This is a genomic window from Halarcobacter sp., from assembly GCF_963676935.1.
Taxonomy (GTDB): Bacteria; Campylobacterota; Campylobacteria; order Campylobacterales; family Arcobacteraceae; genus Halarcobacter.
In genome coordinates this window covers 1,840,374-1,856,277 of the sequence record NZ_OY781470.1, presented here as the reverse complement: position 1 = coordinate 1,856,277, position 15,904 = coordinate 1,840,374, and the positions used below count along the sequence as shown (strand labels likewise).

General features: G+C 27.3%; 16 protein-coding genes. 1 reads left to right on the top strand and 15 read right to left on the bottom strand.

What is annotated here, in order from left to right; genetic code table 11:
• Positions 1 to 9: 9 nt before the first annotated feature.
• From ACKU4C_RS09110 to ACKU4C_RS09050, 13 genes are all read right to left on the bottom strand, one after another.
• On the bottom strand, positions 10 to 1,509 hold the full coding sequence (locus ACKU4C_RS09110; protein ID WP_321311559.1) for a hypothetical protein: 1,500 nt from the start codon (positions 1,507 to 1,509) through the stop codon (positions 10 to 12).
• A gap of 91 nt (positions 1,510 to 1,600) precedes the next feature.
• Positions 1,601 to 2,278: a YggS family pyridoxal phosphate-dependent enzyme gene (locus ACKU4C_RS09105; RefSeq protein WP_321311558.1), complete on the bottom strand. Its 678-nt coding sequence runs from the start codon at positions 2,276 to 2,278 to the stop codon at positions 1,601 to 1,603.
• 2 nt (positions 2,279 to 2,280) lie between these two features.
• Positions 2,281 to 3,339 carry an RIP metalloprotease RseP gene (gene rseP / locus ACKU4C_RS09100; protein ID WP_321311557.1) on the bottom strand — a complete coding sequence of 353 codons (1,059 nt, stop codon included), beginning with the start codon at positions 3,337 to 3,339 and terminating at the stop codon, positions 2,281 to 2,283.
• Between the two features lie 9 nt (positions 3,340 to 3,348).
• Complete coding sequence (pgsA, locus tag ACKU4C_RS09095; protein WP_321311556.1) at positions 3,349 to 3,891, bottom strand: CDP-diacylglycerol--glycerol-3-phosphate 3-phosphatidyltransferase; 543 nt, start codon at positions 3,889 to 3,891, stop codon at positions 3,349 to 3,351.
• A complete protein-coding gene (locus ACKU4C_RS09090; protein ID WP_321311555.1) occupies positions 3,891 to 4,670 on the bottom strand; it encodes an enoyl-ACP reductase in 780 nt (259 codons plus the stop codon). Before ACKU4C_RS09090 ends, pgsA begins: the two co-directional genes overlap by 1 nt.
• On the bottom strand, positions 4,670 to 5,557 hold the full coding sequence (gene dapA, locus ACKU4C_RS09085) for a 4-hydroxy-tetrahydrodipicolinate synthase (RefSeq protein ID WP_321311554.1): 888 nt from the start codon (positions 5,555 to 5,557) through the stop codon (positions 4,670 to 4,672). Before dapA ends, ACKU4C_RS09090 begins: the two co-directional genes overlap by 1 nt.
• Positions 5,558 to 5,580: 23 nt before the next feature.
• Positions 5,581 to 6,045 carry a globin gene (locus tag ACKU4C_RS09080; RefSeq protein ID WP_321311553.1) on the bottom strand — a complete coding sequence of 155 codons (465 nt, stop codon included), beginning with the start codon at positions 6,043 to 6,045 and terminating at the stop codon, positions 5,581 to 5,583.
• 3 nt (positions 6,046 to 6,048) lie between these two features.
• Positions 6,049 to 7,311 (bottom strand): pitrilysin family protein, encoded by a 1,263-nt coding sequence (locus tag ACKU4C_RS09075; protein ID WP_321311552.1) that lies wholly within the window; start codon positions 7,309 to 7,311, stop codon positions 6,049 to 6,051.
• Between the two features lie 88 nt (positions 7,312 to 7,399).
• The gene (locus tag ACKU4C_RS09070; RefSeq protein ID WP_321311551.1) at positions 7,400 to 8,458 is read right to left on the bottom strand and encodes a quinone-dependent dihydroorotate dehydrogenase; all 1,059 of its coding nucleotides are present in this window, start codon (positions 8,456 to 8,458) and stop codon (positions 7,400 to 7,402) included.
• 67 nt (positions 8,459 to 8,525) lie between these two features.
• Complete coding sequence (locus tag ACKU4C_RS09065) at positions 8,526 to 10,235, bottom strand: ABC transporter ATP-binding protein (RefSeq protein ID WP_321311550.1); 1,710 nt, start codon at positions 10,233 to 10,235, stop codon at positions 8,526 to 8,528.
• Positions 10,236 to 10,278: 43 nt separating this feature from the next.
• Complete coding sequence (murJ, locus tag ACKU4C_RS09060) at positions 10,279 to 11,580, bottom strand: murein biosynthesis integral membrane protein MurJ (protein WP_321311549.1); 1,302 nt, start codon at positions 11,578 to 11,580, stop codon at positions 10,279 to 10,281.
• On the bottom strand, positions 11,570 to 13,114 hold the full coding sequence (locus ACKU4C_RS09055; protein WP_321311548.1) for an endonuclease/exonuclease/phosphatase family protein: 1,545 nt from the start codon (positions 13,112 to 13,114) through the stop codon (positions 11,570 to 11,572). The genes murJ and ACKU4C_RS09055 overlap by 11 nt, the downstream gene beginning before the upstream one ends.
• 70 nt (positions 13,115 to 13,184) lie before the next feature.
• Positions 13,185 to 13,838 (bottom strand): ferritin family protein, encoded by a 654-nt coding sequence (locus ACKU4C_RS09050; RefSeq protein ID WP_321311547.1) that lies wholly within the window; start codon positions 13,836 to 13,838, stop codon positions 13,185 to 13,187.
• Between the two features lie 225 nt (positions 13,839 to 14,063).
• Between ACKU4C_RS09050 and ACKU4C_RS09045 the strand changes: the two genes are divergently transcribed.
• Positions 14,064 to 14,465: a transcriptional repressor gene (locus tag ACKU4C_RS09045; RefSeq protein ID WP_321311546.1), complete on the top strand. Its 402-nt coding sequence runs from the start codon at positions 14,064 to 14,066 to the stop codon at positions 14,463 to 14,465.
• A gap of 16 nt (positions 14,466 to 14,481) precedes the next feature.
• Here the strand turns inward: ACKU4C_RS09045 and ACKU4C_RS09040 are convergent, their stop codons facing one another.
• Complete coding sequence (locus ACKU4C_RS09040; RefSeq protein WP_321311545.1) at positions 14,482 to 15,399, bottom strand: calcium/sodium antiporter; 918 nt, start codon at positions 15,397 to 15,399, stop codon at positions 14,482 to 14,484.
• Complete coding sequence (ybeY, locus tag ACKU4C_RS09035; RefSeq protein WP_321311544.1) at positions 15,400 to 15,819, bottom strand: rRNA maturation RNase YbeY; 420 nt, start codon at positions 15,817 to 15,819, stop codon at positions 15,400 to 15,402. It abuts the gene before it with no gap.
• Between the last annotated feature and the right edge of the window lie 85 nt (positions 15,820 to 15,904).

Sequence of the window (15,904 nt, the reverse complement as noted above, 5' to 3'; positions counted from 1 at the left end):
TTTCTACCTTTAAATCTCTTGGTCAAATACTGATTGTAAAATCTCTTCTTCTGATAACTCTTTCTTTTCTCTTTCTTTAGGAGGATTTTTAATAATAAGTACCATCTCTTTTAAATCATGTAAATTGTATTTAGTTAAGTTTTTAAGAAGAGTATCATTAATCATCTCTTTTTTAAGAGTATCATTGTTTATCATTTTATTAATAGCATTTTGAATATTTCTTCTAGTCATTTCAAATACTTGTTCTTCTTCTGTTAATACTTTACACTCTTTTTCAATATATTTTAATATAGCATCACCATCATATTTATATGTTTTAACTGAGTTGTATGTAAATTCTTGATATTTTAGATTTTCAATAAAAAGATTTGTAAAAATATTTCCACCTACATCAACAACACCAACTAAACTTTTTAGTGGATTATGAGAACAAATATAATCCTCTTTTACTTTTACAGGTGAGTATTCTAATGAGGTGATATTATTTCTTAATATAATAAAGTTTTTCCCAACTTCTATTGGTCCACCTTTTAGTGATGTTAATTCATTCTTATATGCTAAAAAACTTCCTCCAACTCTTTTAGGAGAACCTTCAAGTGTTATTAAAACATTGTCACTAATATCAAAATCACCTGTTACTTCATGAAATCTAAGAGGAAGTTTTGAAAGGTTTTCTAACTTTTTAGAAAAATTAACATCTCCTTGTACTTTTACAGAATTATCTTTTAAAATATGAAAATCTTTAACTCCATGTTTTAGAAGCCATCTTCTAATATCATCTTTATCTGTAAGGTCTAGTAATGGTTTATAAATATGACCAATTACCTCTTCACCTTTATAAGTCCAAACTTTTTTCTCTTCATCGAAACTTTTTGTAATATGATTTAAAGAGATATCAGTAATTAGATTCCAAGAGATTTCATCTGCTACATCATTTAAATTTTTTAATTGATTCCAATAACAAATATAATCTTGTCCAACTGTAATTGGTCCACCTTTTAATGTTTCTAGTCTATTTTGAGAACAATCAAAAAAGCCATCAACATATTTAGGACCACCTTTTAAACTAGTAAGTAGGTTGTTTGAACAATTAAAATACTCTACAATACTTCTAGGAGCTCCATCTATAGTTGAAAGTCTATTATTTGAACAGTTATAATATCCATAAACCTCTTTAGGACCATAAGATAAATTATTTTTTAATTCATTATTTGAACAATCAAAGTCTCCAACAATTTGTGGACCACCAAAAAGACTTGTTATTTTATTATTTGAGCAGTTGAAATCTCTTGCTACTTTCTTAGGACATCCTTCTAGAGTTTCTAAATTATTATTTGCAATATTAAAGTATCCATCAACAACTTCAAACTTAACTGGAAGCTCTCTTTCAACTACTTTACCATCTAAGTCTACATTGCCATGAACTGTGATATATAAATCTTCAGAGATTGTATAGTTTTCTATATTTTTACTTTTTAACCATTTTCGTATATCACTTAAATTTTTCATTTGGCACCTTTAATTAGGAAAATATAATTTTGAAGCATAAAAAAATTATTTTTGAATTATATCATAAAATATTTTAGAATAGAGTTTAGTTTTACTTAAATAAAGTAGAACCAACTCTAATCATATTTGATCCACAAGCTATCGCTAAATCAAAATCTGAGCTCATGCCCATAGAACAATATTTTGCACCAAAAGGTTTAAGTTCATCAAAAATATTTTTGGTAGTAATGAATGATTTTTTTACCACTTCTCTTTCATCTGTATGAGCACCTATACTCATTACACCTTTTAAACGGATATTTTTATAGTTTTCATTTATGTATTTATATATTGAAACTGCTTCATCAGGTTTTACACCTGCTTTACTATCTTCATATGCAGAATTTATTTGCAGTAAGCAAGACATCTTTTTATTTTTTGCTTCAAGTTTTTTATTTAATTCTTCTGCTAATTCAATAGAATCTAAAGAGTGCATTAATGTGGGATTTAAATCAATTAAATTGTTTATTTTATTTTTTTGAAGTCTTCCAACAAAATGCCACTCTATAGGCAAATCATTTAGAATATCTTTTTTTGTTTTTAAATCTTGAACTTTATTTTCACCAAAAGCTCTTTGTCCAACTTCATAAAGTGTTTTTATATCTTCCGCAGTAGAATATTTAGAGATACCAATAATTTTTACTATATGATGTTCTGATACTCTAAGTCTTGAAGCTTCGACTTTTGTAATAACTTTATCTAAATTTTTAACAGCAAGTTCTTTTTCCATTATTAACCTTTTAAAAATATTCTATTTATATCGTTGTATATACCAAGTAACATCAAAGAGGCTAAAATTACCCAACCAGCAAGTGTTAAAAACATAAATACTTGGTCACTTGGTTTTCTTCTTGTTATGATTTCATATAAATTAAACATTATATGTCCTCCATCTAATGCAGGAATTGGTAGAAGATTTAAAACTCCTAGGTTAACAGAAATTAATGCAGTAATAGCAAGTAGGGCGATTATAGATGATTCACTTGCATCAGAAATTACTTTTCCTATTGATATAACTCCTCCAACTTCTGAACTAGGAATTATCCCTTGAATAAGTTTTTGAACGCCAAGAAAAATCATCTTTGAAGATTCAATTGTTTTATCCCAAGCATAAGATAGTGCTGAAATTGGATCATGATAAATTGTTACTATTTTAGGTGCAGGGGAGATACCTATCATCCTTTTTTTGATGTTTTCTTTAAAAATATTTTGGGCATCAGAGATATATGGATTTATTGTTTTTGCTATAACTTTACCATCTCTTTCTATAATAAACTTTAATGAACCTTGAGAGTTTTTAATATAATTTCCTAAGTCTTCCCAAGTTTTTATATTTTTATCATTTATTTTTAATATTATATCACCAGCTTCAATTCCAGCTTTTTGAGCTGGTGAGTTTGGCTGAATTTGTCCAACAGTTGGACTTAAAGAATTAGCTCCTGCAAGTGCTATTACAAAATATAAAATAGCTGCAAGAATAAAATTTGCAAAAGGACCTGCAAATAATATTACTATTCTTTGCCAAGGAGTTTTGTTATTGTATGAGTCATTTCCCTCTTCAACAAGTCCTGGTTTAGTGTCATCTTGACCTTTCATCTTTACATAACCGCCAAGTGGTACTAAGGCAAATTGCCAAACTGTACCTTTCCACTCTTTTGCATAAATTTTTTTCCCAAAACCAATTGAGAAAACTTGCACTTTAACTCCAAAAAATTTTGCTGCTAAAAAATGTCCTAATTCATGGAAAAATACTAAAAATGAAAGTACTAATAAAAAAGTAATTGTACCCAAAAAAAATCCTTATATTTTAAAATAATCTCTAGTATATTCATATCCAGAATATATAGTTAAAACTACAGCTACCCATAAAAGTGCAGTTGCAAATGGCCAGTTCATAATTAAAAAACCTATTGCAATCATTTGAAATACAGTTTTAACTTTTCCAGCCATTGTTGAAGCTACACTTTTACCTTCGGCAACAGCAACAACTCTTAATCCTGTTATAAAAAATTCTCTTGAAAGAATTAAAAAAACAGCCCATCCAGAAGCTCTATCTATTACCATTAATCCTAGAAAACCTGCTAACATTAACATCTTATCTGCAAGAGGATCAAGAATGGCTCCAAGTTTAGTCATTTGATCCCAACTTCTGGCTATGTATCCATCAAAAAAATCAGTAACTGAAGCTATTACAAAAATCAAACCAGCAAAATAGTCAAGCCAACTTGGATGCCAGTTTTCAAAAATAAGTAAATCTCTTTCTATTAAAAATAGTAGCATTAGCGGTGCTAATGCTATTCTGAAAAGTGCGAGTGTATTTGGAAGATTTAGAGTTTTCTTCATTATTTAAATGTTGTCCCACCATCAACAATCAATGTATGACCTGTAATCCAAGATGCATCTTGAGTACATAAAAAGAAACATGATTGTGCTAAGTCTTGAGGTTGTCCAATTCTATTTAATGGAGAATATTCAGCAGTTTTAGCTTTTACTTCTTCATAATTTGTAAATGCTTTAAGTGCATCTGTATCAATAGGTCCACCAGAAACAGCATTAACTCTAATATTCATTTCTCCAAGTTCAGTTGCTGCATATCTAACCATTGCTTCAACTGCAGCTTTATTTGTTCCATGACCTGAGTAGTTTTCTATATAAACTAAATTTCCTGTACTACTTAAAGAGACAATTGAACCACCACCAATTTTTTCCATTCTTTTAGCTGCTTGTTGTGCTCCACAAACAAAAGCATTAACAGTTGCAGTATAAATATTGTTTAATCCTCTTGGTTTTAGTTTCATAAACTTACCATATCCACCAACTACAGCTCTTCCATAAATCATAGCATTTGAAATAAAGAAATCAACTCTATCAAAATCTTTATCAATTTCCAAAAATAATTCTTTATATTTTTCTGGCTCTAAAATATTAAATGGATAACACTTACATTTTACACCAAATTTATTTTCAATATCTTTACAAATATCTTCTGCAATTTGTGCATTCGAATTATATGTAAATGCAACATTTACACCATTACTTGCAAATTTATAAACACACTCTTTACCAATTCCTTTAGTCCCTCCACTAATAACTAAAGTCTTCCCCTTCATATTTTCATTCATTATTTTATCACCTCATAATTTTTTAATACTTCTTCTAATTTTTTCATTGTTTCTGCACTTGGTGCCGTTAATGGCAATCTATATTCCAATGTATCTAATAATCCTGCTAAATACATCGCAGCTTTAACTGGAATAGGATTTGGTTCAACAAAAAGTACTTTATTTAATTGATATAATTCATTATTTAATCTTCTTGCTGTATCATAATCTCCTTCAAAAACAGAATGAACAATTTTTGATTTTACATTTGGAAGTAAATTTGCTGTTACAGAAATAATACCTTTCCCACCATTTGCCAACATTGGGAAATCTATTGCATCGTCCCCTGAAATAATACAAAAATCAGGTCTTTGAGAATTTATTTCAATTGCTCTTTCTAGTGAACCTGTAGCTTCTTTTATTGCATAAATATTTTCTACATCATCATATAATCTTATAGCTGTATCAGCAGAGATATCAGAACCAGTTCTTCCTGGTACATTATATAACATAAATGGAATTTCTACAGATTGAGCAATAGCTTTATAGTGTTGATATAGTCCCTCTTGTGATGGTTTATTATAATATGGCGCAACAGATAAAAGACCATCTGCTCCTACTGACTGAGCATGTTTTGCAATATTACAAGCTTCATGTGTAGCATTTGAACCAGCACCAGCAATCACTTTAACATTAGTTCCTTTACAAGTAGCAACTGCAATCTCTATACACTCTTTATCTTCTTCAACAGAAAGTGTCGCACTTTCTCCTGTTGTACCAACAGGAACAACTACATCTATACCTTGTGCTATTTGTCTTTTTATTAATTCTTCATATTTTTGCGTATCTAATTTTCCATTTTTAAATGGGGTAATAAGTGCAGTCATTGCACCTGTAATAATCTCCATATTATCTTTTCCTTTTCTTATAATTAAACTTTTACAATATCTTCTGGCAGTTTTAAACCAGTATTTACATTAACCGTATGCTTTGAAAATGTTTCTAAATATTCCCAAAAACTTATCTTTGCTTCATCCGATATATCAAACTCTTTTAATATCTCTTCCATACATCCGAGCCATTCAGTTCTAGCTTTTTCAGTAATTGAAAAAGGTTCATGAGCTTTTATCATATCAAAGTGTCCAACTGTTTTTGAATAGTGTTTTTCTCCACCACAAGCTTCTATAAAAAACTTTACATTATGAGCTTTAACTTTTTCAAGTTCCTCTTCGTCTTGTGGAAAAAAGTTTCCTATATCACTATCTGATACTAAATCATAAAATTTATCAAAAAGCTTAATTAGTCCTTCTTCTTTCATCTCTTCTAGAAAAATAGGTTTTGGAAGCTTATATTCTGGTTTTTCTCCAAAAACTGTTTTTGTAATTTTATAATCCATTAATCATTTTTCCTCTTTTTTTAATATAACAGTAGTCGAATTCTCTTTTGTAAGATATTTTTTTGTAACTTTAATAATATCTTCTTTTTTTAATTTTTCAACTCTTTGTTCATATTCAAATAAAGGTTTAGTATTTCCTCTAACAAAGTAGCTTCCATACAACGATGCTACTGAACTAGAGTTTTCAAGTGAAAAAATAAAATCAGCTTTTGTATTTATTTTAATCTTTTCTATCTCTTTTTTTGTGATATTTCCATTTTTTATATCTTTTATTATTTTGTTTATCTCTTTTTTTACATCTTCAGCTTTTACACCTTCGTTGCAAACAGCCATAAAAAGGAAAACACCTGGGTCTGTTAATTCCATATTATATGCATACACTGAATTTACTAATCTTTTTTTATCTACTAAGATTTTTTGTAAATAAGAACTTTTTCCAGAACTTAAAAGTTCACTAAGAGCAGAAAGAGCAACTTGATCTTTATGTTCATAATTTGGAATATGGTATGAAACAGCTAACATCTCTACTTGAGTCTCTTTGTGAACTATTATATTTTTTTCACCATCTTGTTTAGGTTCAACCATATGAACTACAGATGGGATCTCTTTTTTGTTTTTTATATTTTTAAAATATTTTTCAGTTGAAGAGAATACTTCCTCTTTTGTTATATCACCAGCAATTACAACCGTAGCGTTTGCAGGTTGATAATAAGTAGAATGAAAATCTCTAATATCATCAATTGTCCAATTTTTAATATCATTTGTAAATCCAATTGGAGTCCAGTGATAAGGATGGTAAATATATGTGTTATTAAAAAGTCTATATTGTAAATATCCCATAGGATTATTGTCTGTTCTCCATCTTCTTTCTTCTGCAACCACATCTCTCTCAGGTTGGAACTCTTCATCTTTTAATGTCAAGTTTTCCATTAACTCTGCAAATAACTTTAATGATTCATCCATATTTTTAGAACTTGATTTAATAAAGTATTTTGTATAGTCAAAAGAAGTTGAAGCATTATTAACTCCTCCAAAACCTTTTACAATCTCATCAAATTCGCCAGCTTTTAAATTCTTTGTAGATTTAAAGTTTAGGTGTTCTAACATATGAGCAATTCCTGATTTACCCATAATCTCATTTCTACTACCTACATTATAAAATATATTTGTAGAAACAACATTTGAGCCGTTATCCATAGGAATAGCAACAATTTTTAATCCGTTTTCTAAAGTTTTTGTATAATAGTTTGGTAAACTTTGACTCATTAAATCTCCCATAAATATAATTAATAATGAAAAATGAAAAATAAATAATTTAGATTTTTTAATAGAAATCATTTTTCAATAACCTTTCTTATCTTAAATCTGAACCAATAACTTCAGATATATTATTAAATCCATCTTCTTTCATAAGTTCTAAGATACCTTCATTTATTTTTCTGACCATTGATGGTCCTTCAAAAATCATTCCAGTATAAGATTGAACTAAAGATGCACCAGCTTTCAATCTTTTATAAGCTTCTTTTGCATCAGAGATACCACCAACTGATATTAACACAGTTTTACCATATAACTCTTTTGAAATCTCTTTAAATAGATTATAAGATTTTTCAGTTAAGCAAGCACCACTTAATCCACCAAAGTCTTGTGCTCCTTCTACTAAAGAATACTCAATTGTAGTATTTGTTGCAATAATTCCAGATGCACCAGCATTTACTGCAGTTTTACAAAGTTCAATTGCTGTTTCAACTTCCATATCTGGCGCAATTTTTAAGAATATTGGTTTATCTGTTAATTCTTTTGCCATAGAAAAAAGCTCAGTAATAAACTTTTCATTTTGTAAATCTCTTAAGTTTGGTGTATTTGGACTCGAAATATTTATAACTAAATAGTCACTATTGTCTTCAAATTTTCTAATCAAGATTTTATAATCTTGAAGTGCAAACTCTTCAGGCGTTACTTTGTTTTTTCCAATATTTGCACCAATTGGTATCGAATATGGATAAACTTTTTTTAAGTTCATTAAAACTTTTGCTGAACCTTCGTTATTAAATCCCATTGCATTTTGAACAGAGTTTAATGCTGGGTATCTAAACATTCTTGGCTTAGGATTCCCATCTTGAGGTCTTGGTGTCATTGTTCCAATTTCAGTATAACCAAACCCTAATGCCATCATTGATTTTATCATTGTTGCATTTTTATCAAATCCAGCAGCTAATCCAACAGGATTTTGAAATTGTATTCCACATATCTCTTGATTTAGTCTTTTATCCATAATAAAATTTTTATTTATCATGTAATTATTGATTAGTTTTATATTTGGAAGTAATCTTAATCCAAACTCAGCTAAATTATGGGCTGTCTCAGGTTGAAATAAAAAAAGTAATTTTTTTAATGTTTGGTAACTAAACAAAGAGGTCCTTTATAAAAAATTTTAATATTTTATCTAAAATCTATTGAAAAAAAGTTAATAAAGCTTTTTATAAATTTGCTAAGTTATAAAGTCTTTGATATTCTTTACAATCTTTAACTAGACTTTCTTCATTTCCTATGCAAACAATTTTCCCTTTTTTAAACACTGCTATTTTATCTGCATTTTTAATTGTACTTAATCTATGTGCAATTACAAATGTAATTCTATCTTTACTTACTTCATCTATTACTTCAGAAATAATAGATTCACTTTCATTATCAAGTGCAGATGTTGCTTCATCTAAAATAAGTACTTGAGGGTTTTTATATAAAGCTCTTGCTATTGCTATTCTTTGTCTTTGTCCACCACTTAAATTAGTTCCAAATTCATCTAACTTAGTATAAATTCCATTTTCCATTGATGACACGAACTCAAGTGCATGAGCTTGTTTTAAGGCACTTTTTACTCTTTCTTCATCAATTTCATACCCATATGCAACATTTGAGGCTACAGTATCATTAAAGATATAAACTCTTTGGGTAACTACTGAGATGTTTTCTCTTAAAGATTTTATATTTATATCTTTAAGTTTTAAATTATTGAACAATATTTCACCTGATTCTGTATCATAAAATCTAATTAATAAATTTATTAAAGAAGATTTACCTCCTCCACTATCACCTACAAGAGCAACTTTTTCACCTTTTTGTGCTGTTAGATTAATATCTATTAATGCTTTTAAGTCTCCATAATTTAAAGATACATCTTTAATATTTATTGATTCAATATTCTTTGGAAAATCTAAATTTCCTGTTAATATTTCTGATTTTATATCATATAATGATATAACTCTTTCATGTGCTGCAACTGCATCTTGTAATTTACTATATATACCTGAAATTCTTTTTAAAGGAGTATATAACATAAATAATGCAGCAATAAATGACATAAATGAACCAGCTGTTAATTCACCATTTATTACTTCTGTTCCACCATAAATAATAACTATTGCAGCAGCAACTGCACCTATAAACTCCATTATAGGTGATAAAAGTTCAGCAGTTTTAACTGATTTAACATTTATATTAAAAAAGTTTTTATTATGAATTATAAATTTATCAATTTCAAGTTTTTCTGTACCATTTGCTTTTATTATTTCAAGGTTATTAAAAGTTTCACTTAGATGAGAAGTTATATCAGAAGCACTTTCTTGAGATCTAAATGAAAGTTTCTTCATTTTTTTCGCTAATTTTAAAATTGGATATACAGCAAGTGGCATGACTATTAATCCATAAAATGCCAATTCTGCACTTTGGTATATTACTACTCCAATTAAGCCTACAATTGTTAGAATTTCTCTAATAAATCCAGCAATTTGATCAGAGACTGCTGATTGAATTCTACCTATATCATTTGTAATTCTAGAAATTAACTCTCCTCCATGTTTCTTTTGAAAAAATGCAATATCAAGAGTTAATATGTGTCCTAAAAGTTTGTCTCTAGTTATTCTTATAATGTCTTGTCCTATGTAAGAAACATAATAAACTTGTATGTATTTTCCTACACCTTGAGCTGTTTGTACTAAAATTAATAATACAGGTACTATATATAACATTTCTGTATCTTTTGCAATAAAAACTTTATCAAGTAAAGGTTTTATAATATATGCTAATCCAGCACTTCCTGAAGCTACTAGAATAATACCAATTAAAGCATAAAATATTTTCAATTTGTAATTTTTATAATAAGGTAAGTAATATAAAAAGAATTTTTTCATTTTTTTCCTAAAATTTTAATTTAAACATTTATTTTATCTAAAATTACATAAAATAGAGTGTTTTTAATCTTTTAAAACCAAAAGCTTTTAATGTTAAAAAGAAGAGTATAAATCCACTTAGAGTACTAGCAAAGGCTAATCCAGCTGCTTCATATGGTCCAATTAATATAAGTGAAAAAACAATGTTTGCACCAAGTGATTTAACTGAAATTTTTGCTGCTAAAAATTGTTCTTCTTTTGCATATAACCATAAGGAAAATATTTTTGCTAGTCCATATGGCAAAAGTCCAATTAAATACATAGTTAATATCAAAGCAGTATTTGAAGTATCAATACTTGAAAAAGCTCCTCTTTCAAAGAGTAACCAGATTATTTCATCATTTAAAATAATACCAATTAGTGTTGCAATTAATAAAAGGGAGAATAAAATCAAAGAAGACTTTTTCATAAGTTGTAAAGCCTTATTTTCATCTTTATTTTTTATTGCACGGGCTATCATTGGAAACAGGGCAACAGAAGTTGCAATTGCAAAAAGAGCTAGGGGAAGTTGAAATACTCTATTTGCATAATATAAATATGAGATAGAACCAGTAACTAAAAAAGAAGCTAGCCAAGTATCTAAAAAGGCAGAAAGATGTGCGGTTGAGCTTCCCATCGTTGCAGCAAAAAAGTTTTTATAAAATCTATTTTCTTCTTTTTTTTCATGTCTTTTAAAAGTAAATATTTTACATAAATTATATTTTTTTATTGCAAGCAAATGAACAGCTATTTGTAGTATCCCTCCAATAAGTACTCCGTAAGATAAATAAAATGTAATCTCATATTTATCATAGTTTTTTGAGATAATTAGTGCTGCAATTAAACTCAAATTTAATAAAGAAGTTGAAAATGCTGTTGTTGCAAAATGATTTTTATATTGTAATAATGCCGCCATAAAAGTAACTATGAAAATTAAAGGTAGATAATAAAAATTTATTGCAACTAAAGGTGATGCTAAATCGATAGTTTTATCATCAAATCCAAAGGCAACAGCTTTTGTAATTAAACTTGAAAATAGGGTAACTATAAGTGATAATAGTATTAAAAATGCAATTAGTTGAAGAAATATAACAGATGAAAATCTAATTTTGTATTTTGATTTTGCATATGATGGAATAAAAGCTTGAGTAAATGCCCCTTCTGCAAATATTCTTCTAAAAAGATTTGGTATCTTAAAAGCAACAAAAAATATATCAGAATATATATTTGCGCCCAATATTGATGCAGTTAAAAGGTCTCTAATAAAACCTAAAATTCTTGAGAGTAAAATACCACTACTATTTGTAAAAATTGATTTAATTAACATCGAAGTCACTTTTTTTATGAATAACTAATTGAGTTTTATTTTTATAATAGCCAATTTGAGCACGTTTTATTTTAATATTCATTATATCTTTTGGTTTATCCTCTTTATTTTTAAAATATATATTTATAGCTTTTTCTTTATAGTAAAGCTTTCCATCTTTATATAAACCTTCTATATTTTCTACCATTTCATTTTGATAGTTTAAATTTTCTAGATTAAGTTTACTAAAATCTAAATATAAATCTTTATAATCTAAAAACTTTCCATTGTTTTTTAAAATTTTAAAATCTTTAATCTCTTTTAGACCAAAGTAGTTTTTTATTTGAAATATTCTTATATCATAAGAATAACCTTCTTGTAAATCTTTTGCATTGTTATAAAGGTAAATTGCTCTATCATTTTTTTGTTTTATAATTGCATTTTCTGAATCTTTATAAATAACTATTATATCTTTTAAATCTATAGATTCAGTTAATTTAACTTTTTTGTATAGTTCTGAAATATGTTTTATATTTTCATCTTTTTTTTCTTTTTTGAGAATTTTATTAGTAGTAAAGCTTGCAATTATAGGTAGATGGTCTGAAAAACCATATCCTTTATGACTTTTATTTACTATCTTCCATCTATTTATTTTTTTATTTTTATATAAATATGAGGGCTTAAAAACTTTGAAACTATTTTTTTTATAAGATATATTTTTATTGTCAAATAAGGAAGCTGGGACAATTATATTATCAGGTGTCTGATTCTCACCTCTGTATTTACTAGAAAATCTATCTTCGAAAGGTACTTCTAACCATAAGTTATAATGTACTTTTTTTTCATATTTTAAAATATCTTCTTTTGTAATATAGTTTTTGTTTATTGTTGTATTTAATACTTGATTTATCCCTGTTAAACTTTGTGTGTTATTTAGGTCTTTGTTAAAATAGATCGTTTCAAATTCATTATAGTTTGAATTAAAATCACCAAGTAAAATATAATCATAATCAAAAGGAAGTTTGTTAATTCTATCAAAAAGTTTTTTTGCAAATTTTATTCTATAACTTTCTGGTGATCTTTTTGATGGCCAATGATTATTAAAAATTTTAAATTCAAAATTATCAAATTTAAATGTAGTTTCTAAAATAGGTCTAAACGTTTTATTAGAAAATTTCACTTCAATTGTTTTATCTTTTAAAATTTTAATTTTACTTAAAAATCCAACTCCAACACTAGAATTTGGATATTTTGAAAAAGAATAATATTTATAATCTGGAAGTTTTTTTAATAGAAGTTTTATTAGTTCTTTATTTTCAACCTCTTGTAAAGCAATAATATCACTATCTAAATCTTTTAATACTTTAATTGTGTTTGAAAGTTTTATATCAAAAGTTTTTTTATTCCAATTTGAATTAGAGTTTGGTTTATACTCTTTATAGTCAGTTTTGTTAGATTTTAAATCAAAGAGATTTTCCACGTTATATGAACTAATTGTAAAATCTTTTGCATATAAACAGATGCTTAGAAAAAGTAATAAAAAAAGTCTTACCAAAACATCTCCATAATCTTAATAAATGAATTGGTATTTTATCTAAGAGTAGAAAAATCTACTCTTAATATATCTATTTTTTACTATTAAGTCTTGATTGATACTCTTGAGGGTGTTTACAAACAGGGCACATTTTTAGTGCTTTTTTACCTCTGTGAACATGTCCACAAACTTCACAAATCCATTCTTCATCATCATTGTCACTTTCAAATTCTTTTCCAGATTCAAGTCTTTCTAGTAACATTTTATACATATTTTCATGTTCAATTTCAATTTTACCAATTAAATCTAACATTTTAGATATTTGGTTTTTACCTTCCTCTTTTGCAATTTTTGCAAAGTCTGGATACATTGTTACATTTTCATAACTTTCACCTGCAATTGCATCTTTTAAGTTTTCTATCGTGTCACCTAACTCTTTACCTTTTAACATCTCGTTACAGGCTCTTAATTCTAAGTTAGCATGCTTTTTCTCATTGTTCGCTGCTCTTTGGAAGTGTTCTGCAATATCTCTATAACCTTCTTTTTGTGCTACTTTTGCATAATACTCATATTTGTTTCTTGCCATTGATTCACCAGCAAATGCTTTCATCAAGTTTACTGCTGTAAGGTTTTGTGTAATCATCTCCATTGCTTCGCCACAGCAATGTAGTTCTCCTCCACCAACATTTTGTACTTCAACTATATTTCCACATTTGTTACATTTGTACGATTCGTATTGTCTCATGACTTCTCCTTATTATTTTTATAGATTTAGTTAATCATAACATACTATATTAAAATTTAAACATACTTACAGTTAATATAATCTTAAAAGAAAATTATTTTCTTTTACTAATATTAATCAGTAAATAAAAAAACAAGTTTAATATATTAGAATTACATTATGAATTAGTCCGTATAGCTAAAATTAAATAAATTTTATGTAAAATAATACGGGAAAGGAAATAATATGTTCAATAGCTCAGTTTTGTTAAAAGAGTACGATCTTAAAGTTACTCCACAAAGAGTTGCAATTGTTGATGAATTATATAAAAATGGACATATGAATATTGATGAGTTATATCAAAATTTATTAAAAAAATTCCCTTCAATATCTCTTGCAACTATATATAAAAATGTAAATGCAATGGTTGAAAAGATTTTTTTAAATGAAGTAAAAATTCCTGAAGCTAAATCAGTTTATGAATTAGCAAAAGAGGAACACTCTCATCTTGTTTGTTCATCTTGTGGATATATAGAAGATATCCATGTTGATACATCTATTTTAAATGAATCAATAGCAAAAATTTCTAACTTTAAAGTAGAAGATACAAAAGTTGTATTTTCAGGAATTTGCTCTAAGTGTCAATAAAATTCAATATAGCCTTTTATAGGCTATTTTGAATAACTAATCCTAACACTACCATTAAAACTATACCTGCACTTTTATTATAAAGTTTATTAGCTGTTATAAATACTAACATCAGTGATAAGATAAATGCAGCTGCAATATCAAAAAAGTTTGCACTTAAGTCTACATTTAATGGATTTACCATTGAACTTATACCTAGTACCATTGTGAAGTTTGCAACATTTGAACCAATAATATTACCAATTGCTAAATCTGCATTATTATTTAAAGCTGATTTAATAGAGATTGTCAATTCTGGTAAAGAGGTACCAAAAGCAACTAAAAACAGACCAATAACCCATTCACTAATTCCAAAACTTCTAGCTATATTTCCTGCACTATCAATTGCAAAGTCTGCTCCAGCAATAGTTAAGACAAAACCTATTAGTAACATTATAGAGCTTTTACCCCAAGCGAATTTTTCTTTTTTTAAATCTTCATTAAGTTCTTCAACTTGATTTGAAGTGACAAGAAACATTAAATACCCAATCATTAAAATTACAAATAACAAACCATCAACAAAATTTAATTTTCCATCTATACCCATTAGAATGAAAACTAAAATAGGAAATAAAGCCCATGCTGAGTCTTTAGCAAAAAGATCTCTATCTGGTTTGATTTTTTTAGAGATTAAAAATACTGCACCTAATACCAAAGCTATATTAAATATTGTACTTCCTATTACATTTGCAACAGCAATATCTCCACTACCTTTACTTGAAGCTGAAATTGATACTGCCATTTCAGGAAGTGATGTTCCAAGCGCAATTAAGGTTGCACCAATTACAAAAGGTGAAATATTATAGTGAAGAGCAATTCTTTCACTTTGTTCAATAATAAAATCTGCTCCATAAATCAAAGCAGTCATTGCAACTACAAAAATTAGTATATCCATTTATGAATTCCTTACTATTAAACTTTTTGGTAAGTTATATTTATTTATCAATTCTTCCTCTTTTTTTCTATGTTCACCATCATCTACTTCATGGTCGAAACCTACTAGATGAAGTAAACCATGAATAAAAAGAAGTTTAAATTCATCTTCTAGACTATGATTATATTCTTTTGCTTTTTCTTCTACAAAATCAATTGAAATCACTATAGAACCTAATGGCATATCAGGCATTTCAAATTCAAGAGGAAAACTTAAAACATCAGTTGCTTTATCAATATTTCTATGTTCTTTATTTAACTCTTTTATTGCATTATTATCAACTATAATTAGTTCAATATCTTTTTTTGTTAAATCATTAGCTATATTTTCTATAGAAGTAATATTAACATTATATTCTGTCTGATTATCTAAATCAATCATTTTTTATCCATTATTATTTTGGCGGATTATATCTAAAGTTTACAAATGAGTAGCTAAAAATAGATTTTTATTTAAGTATATACAA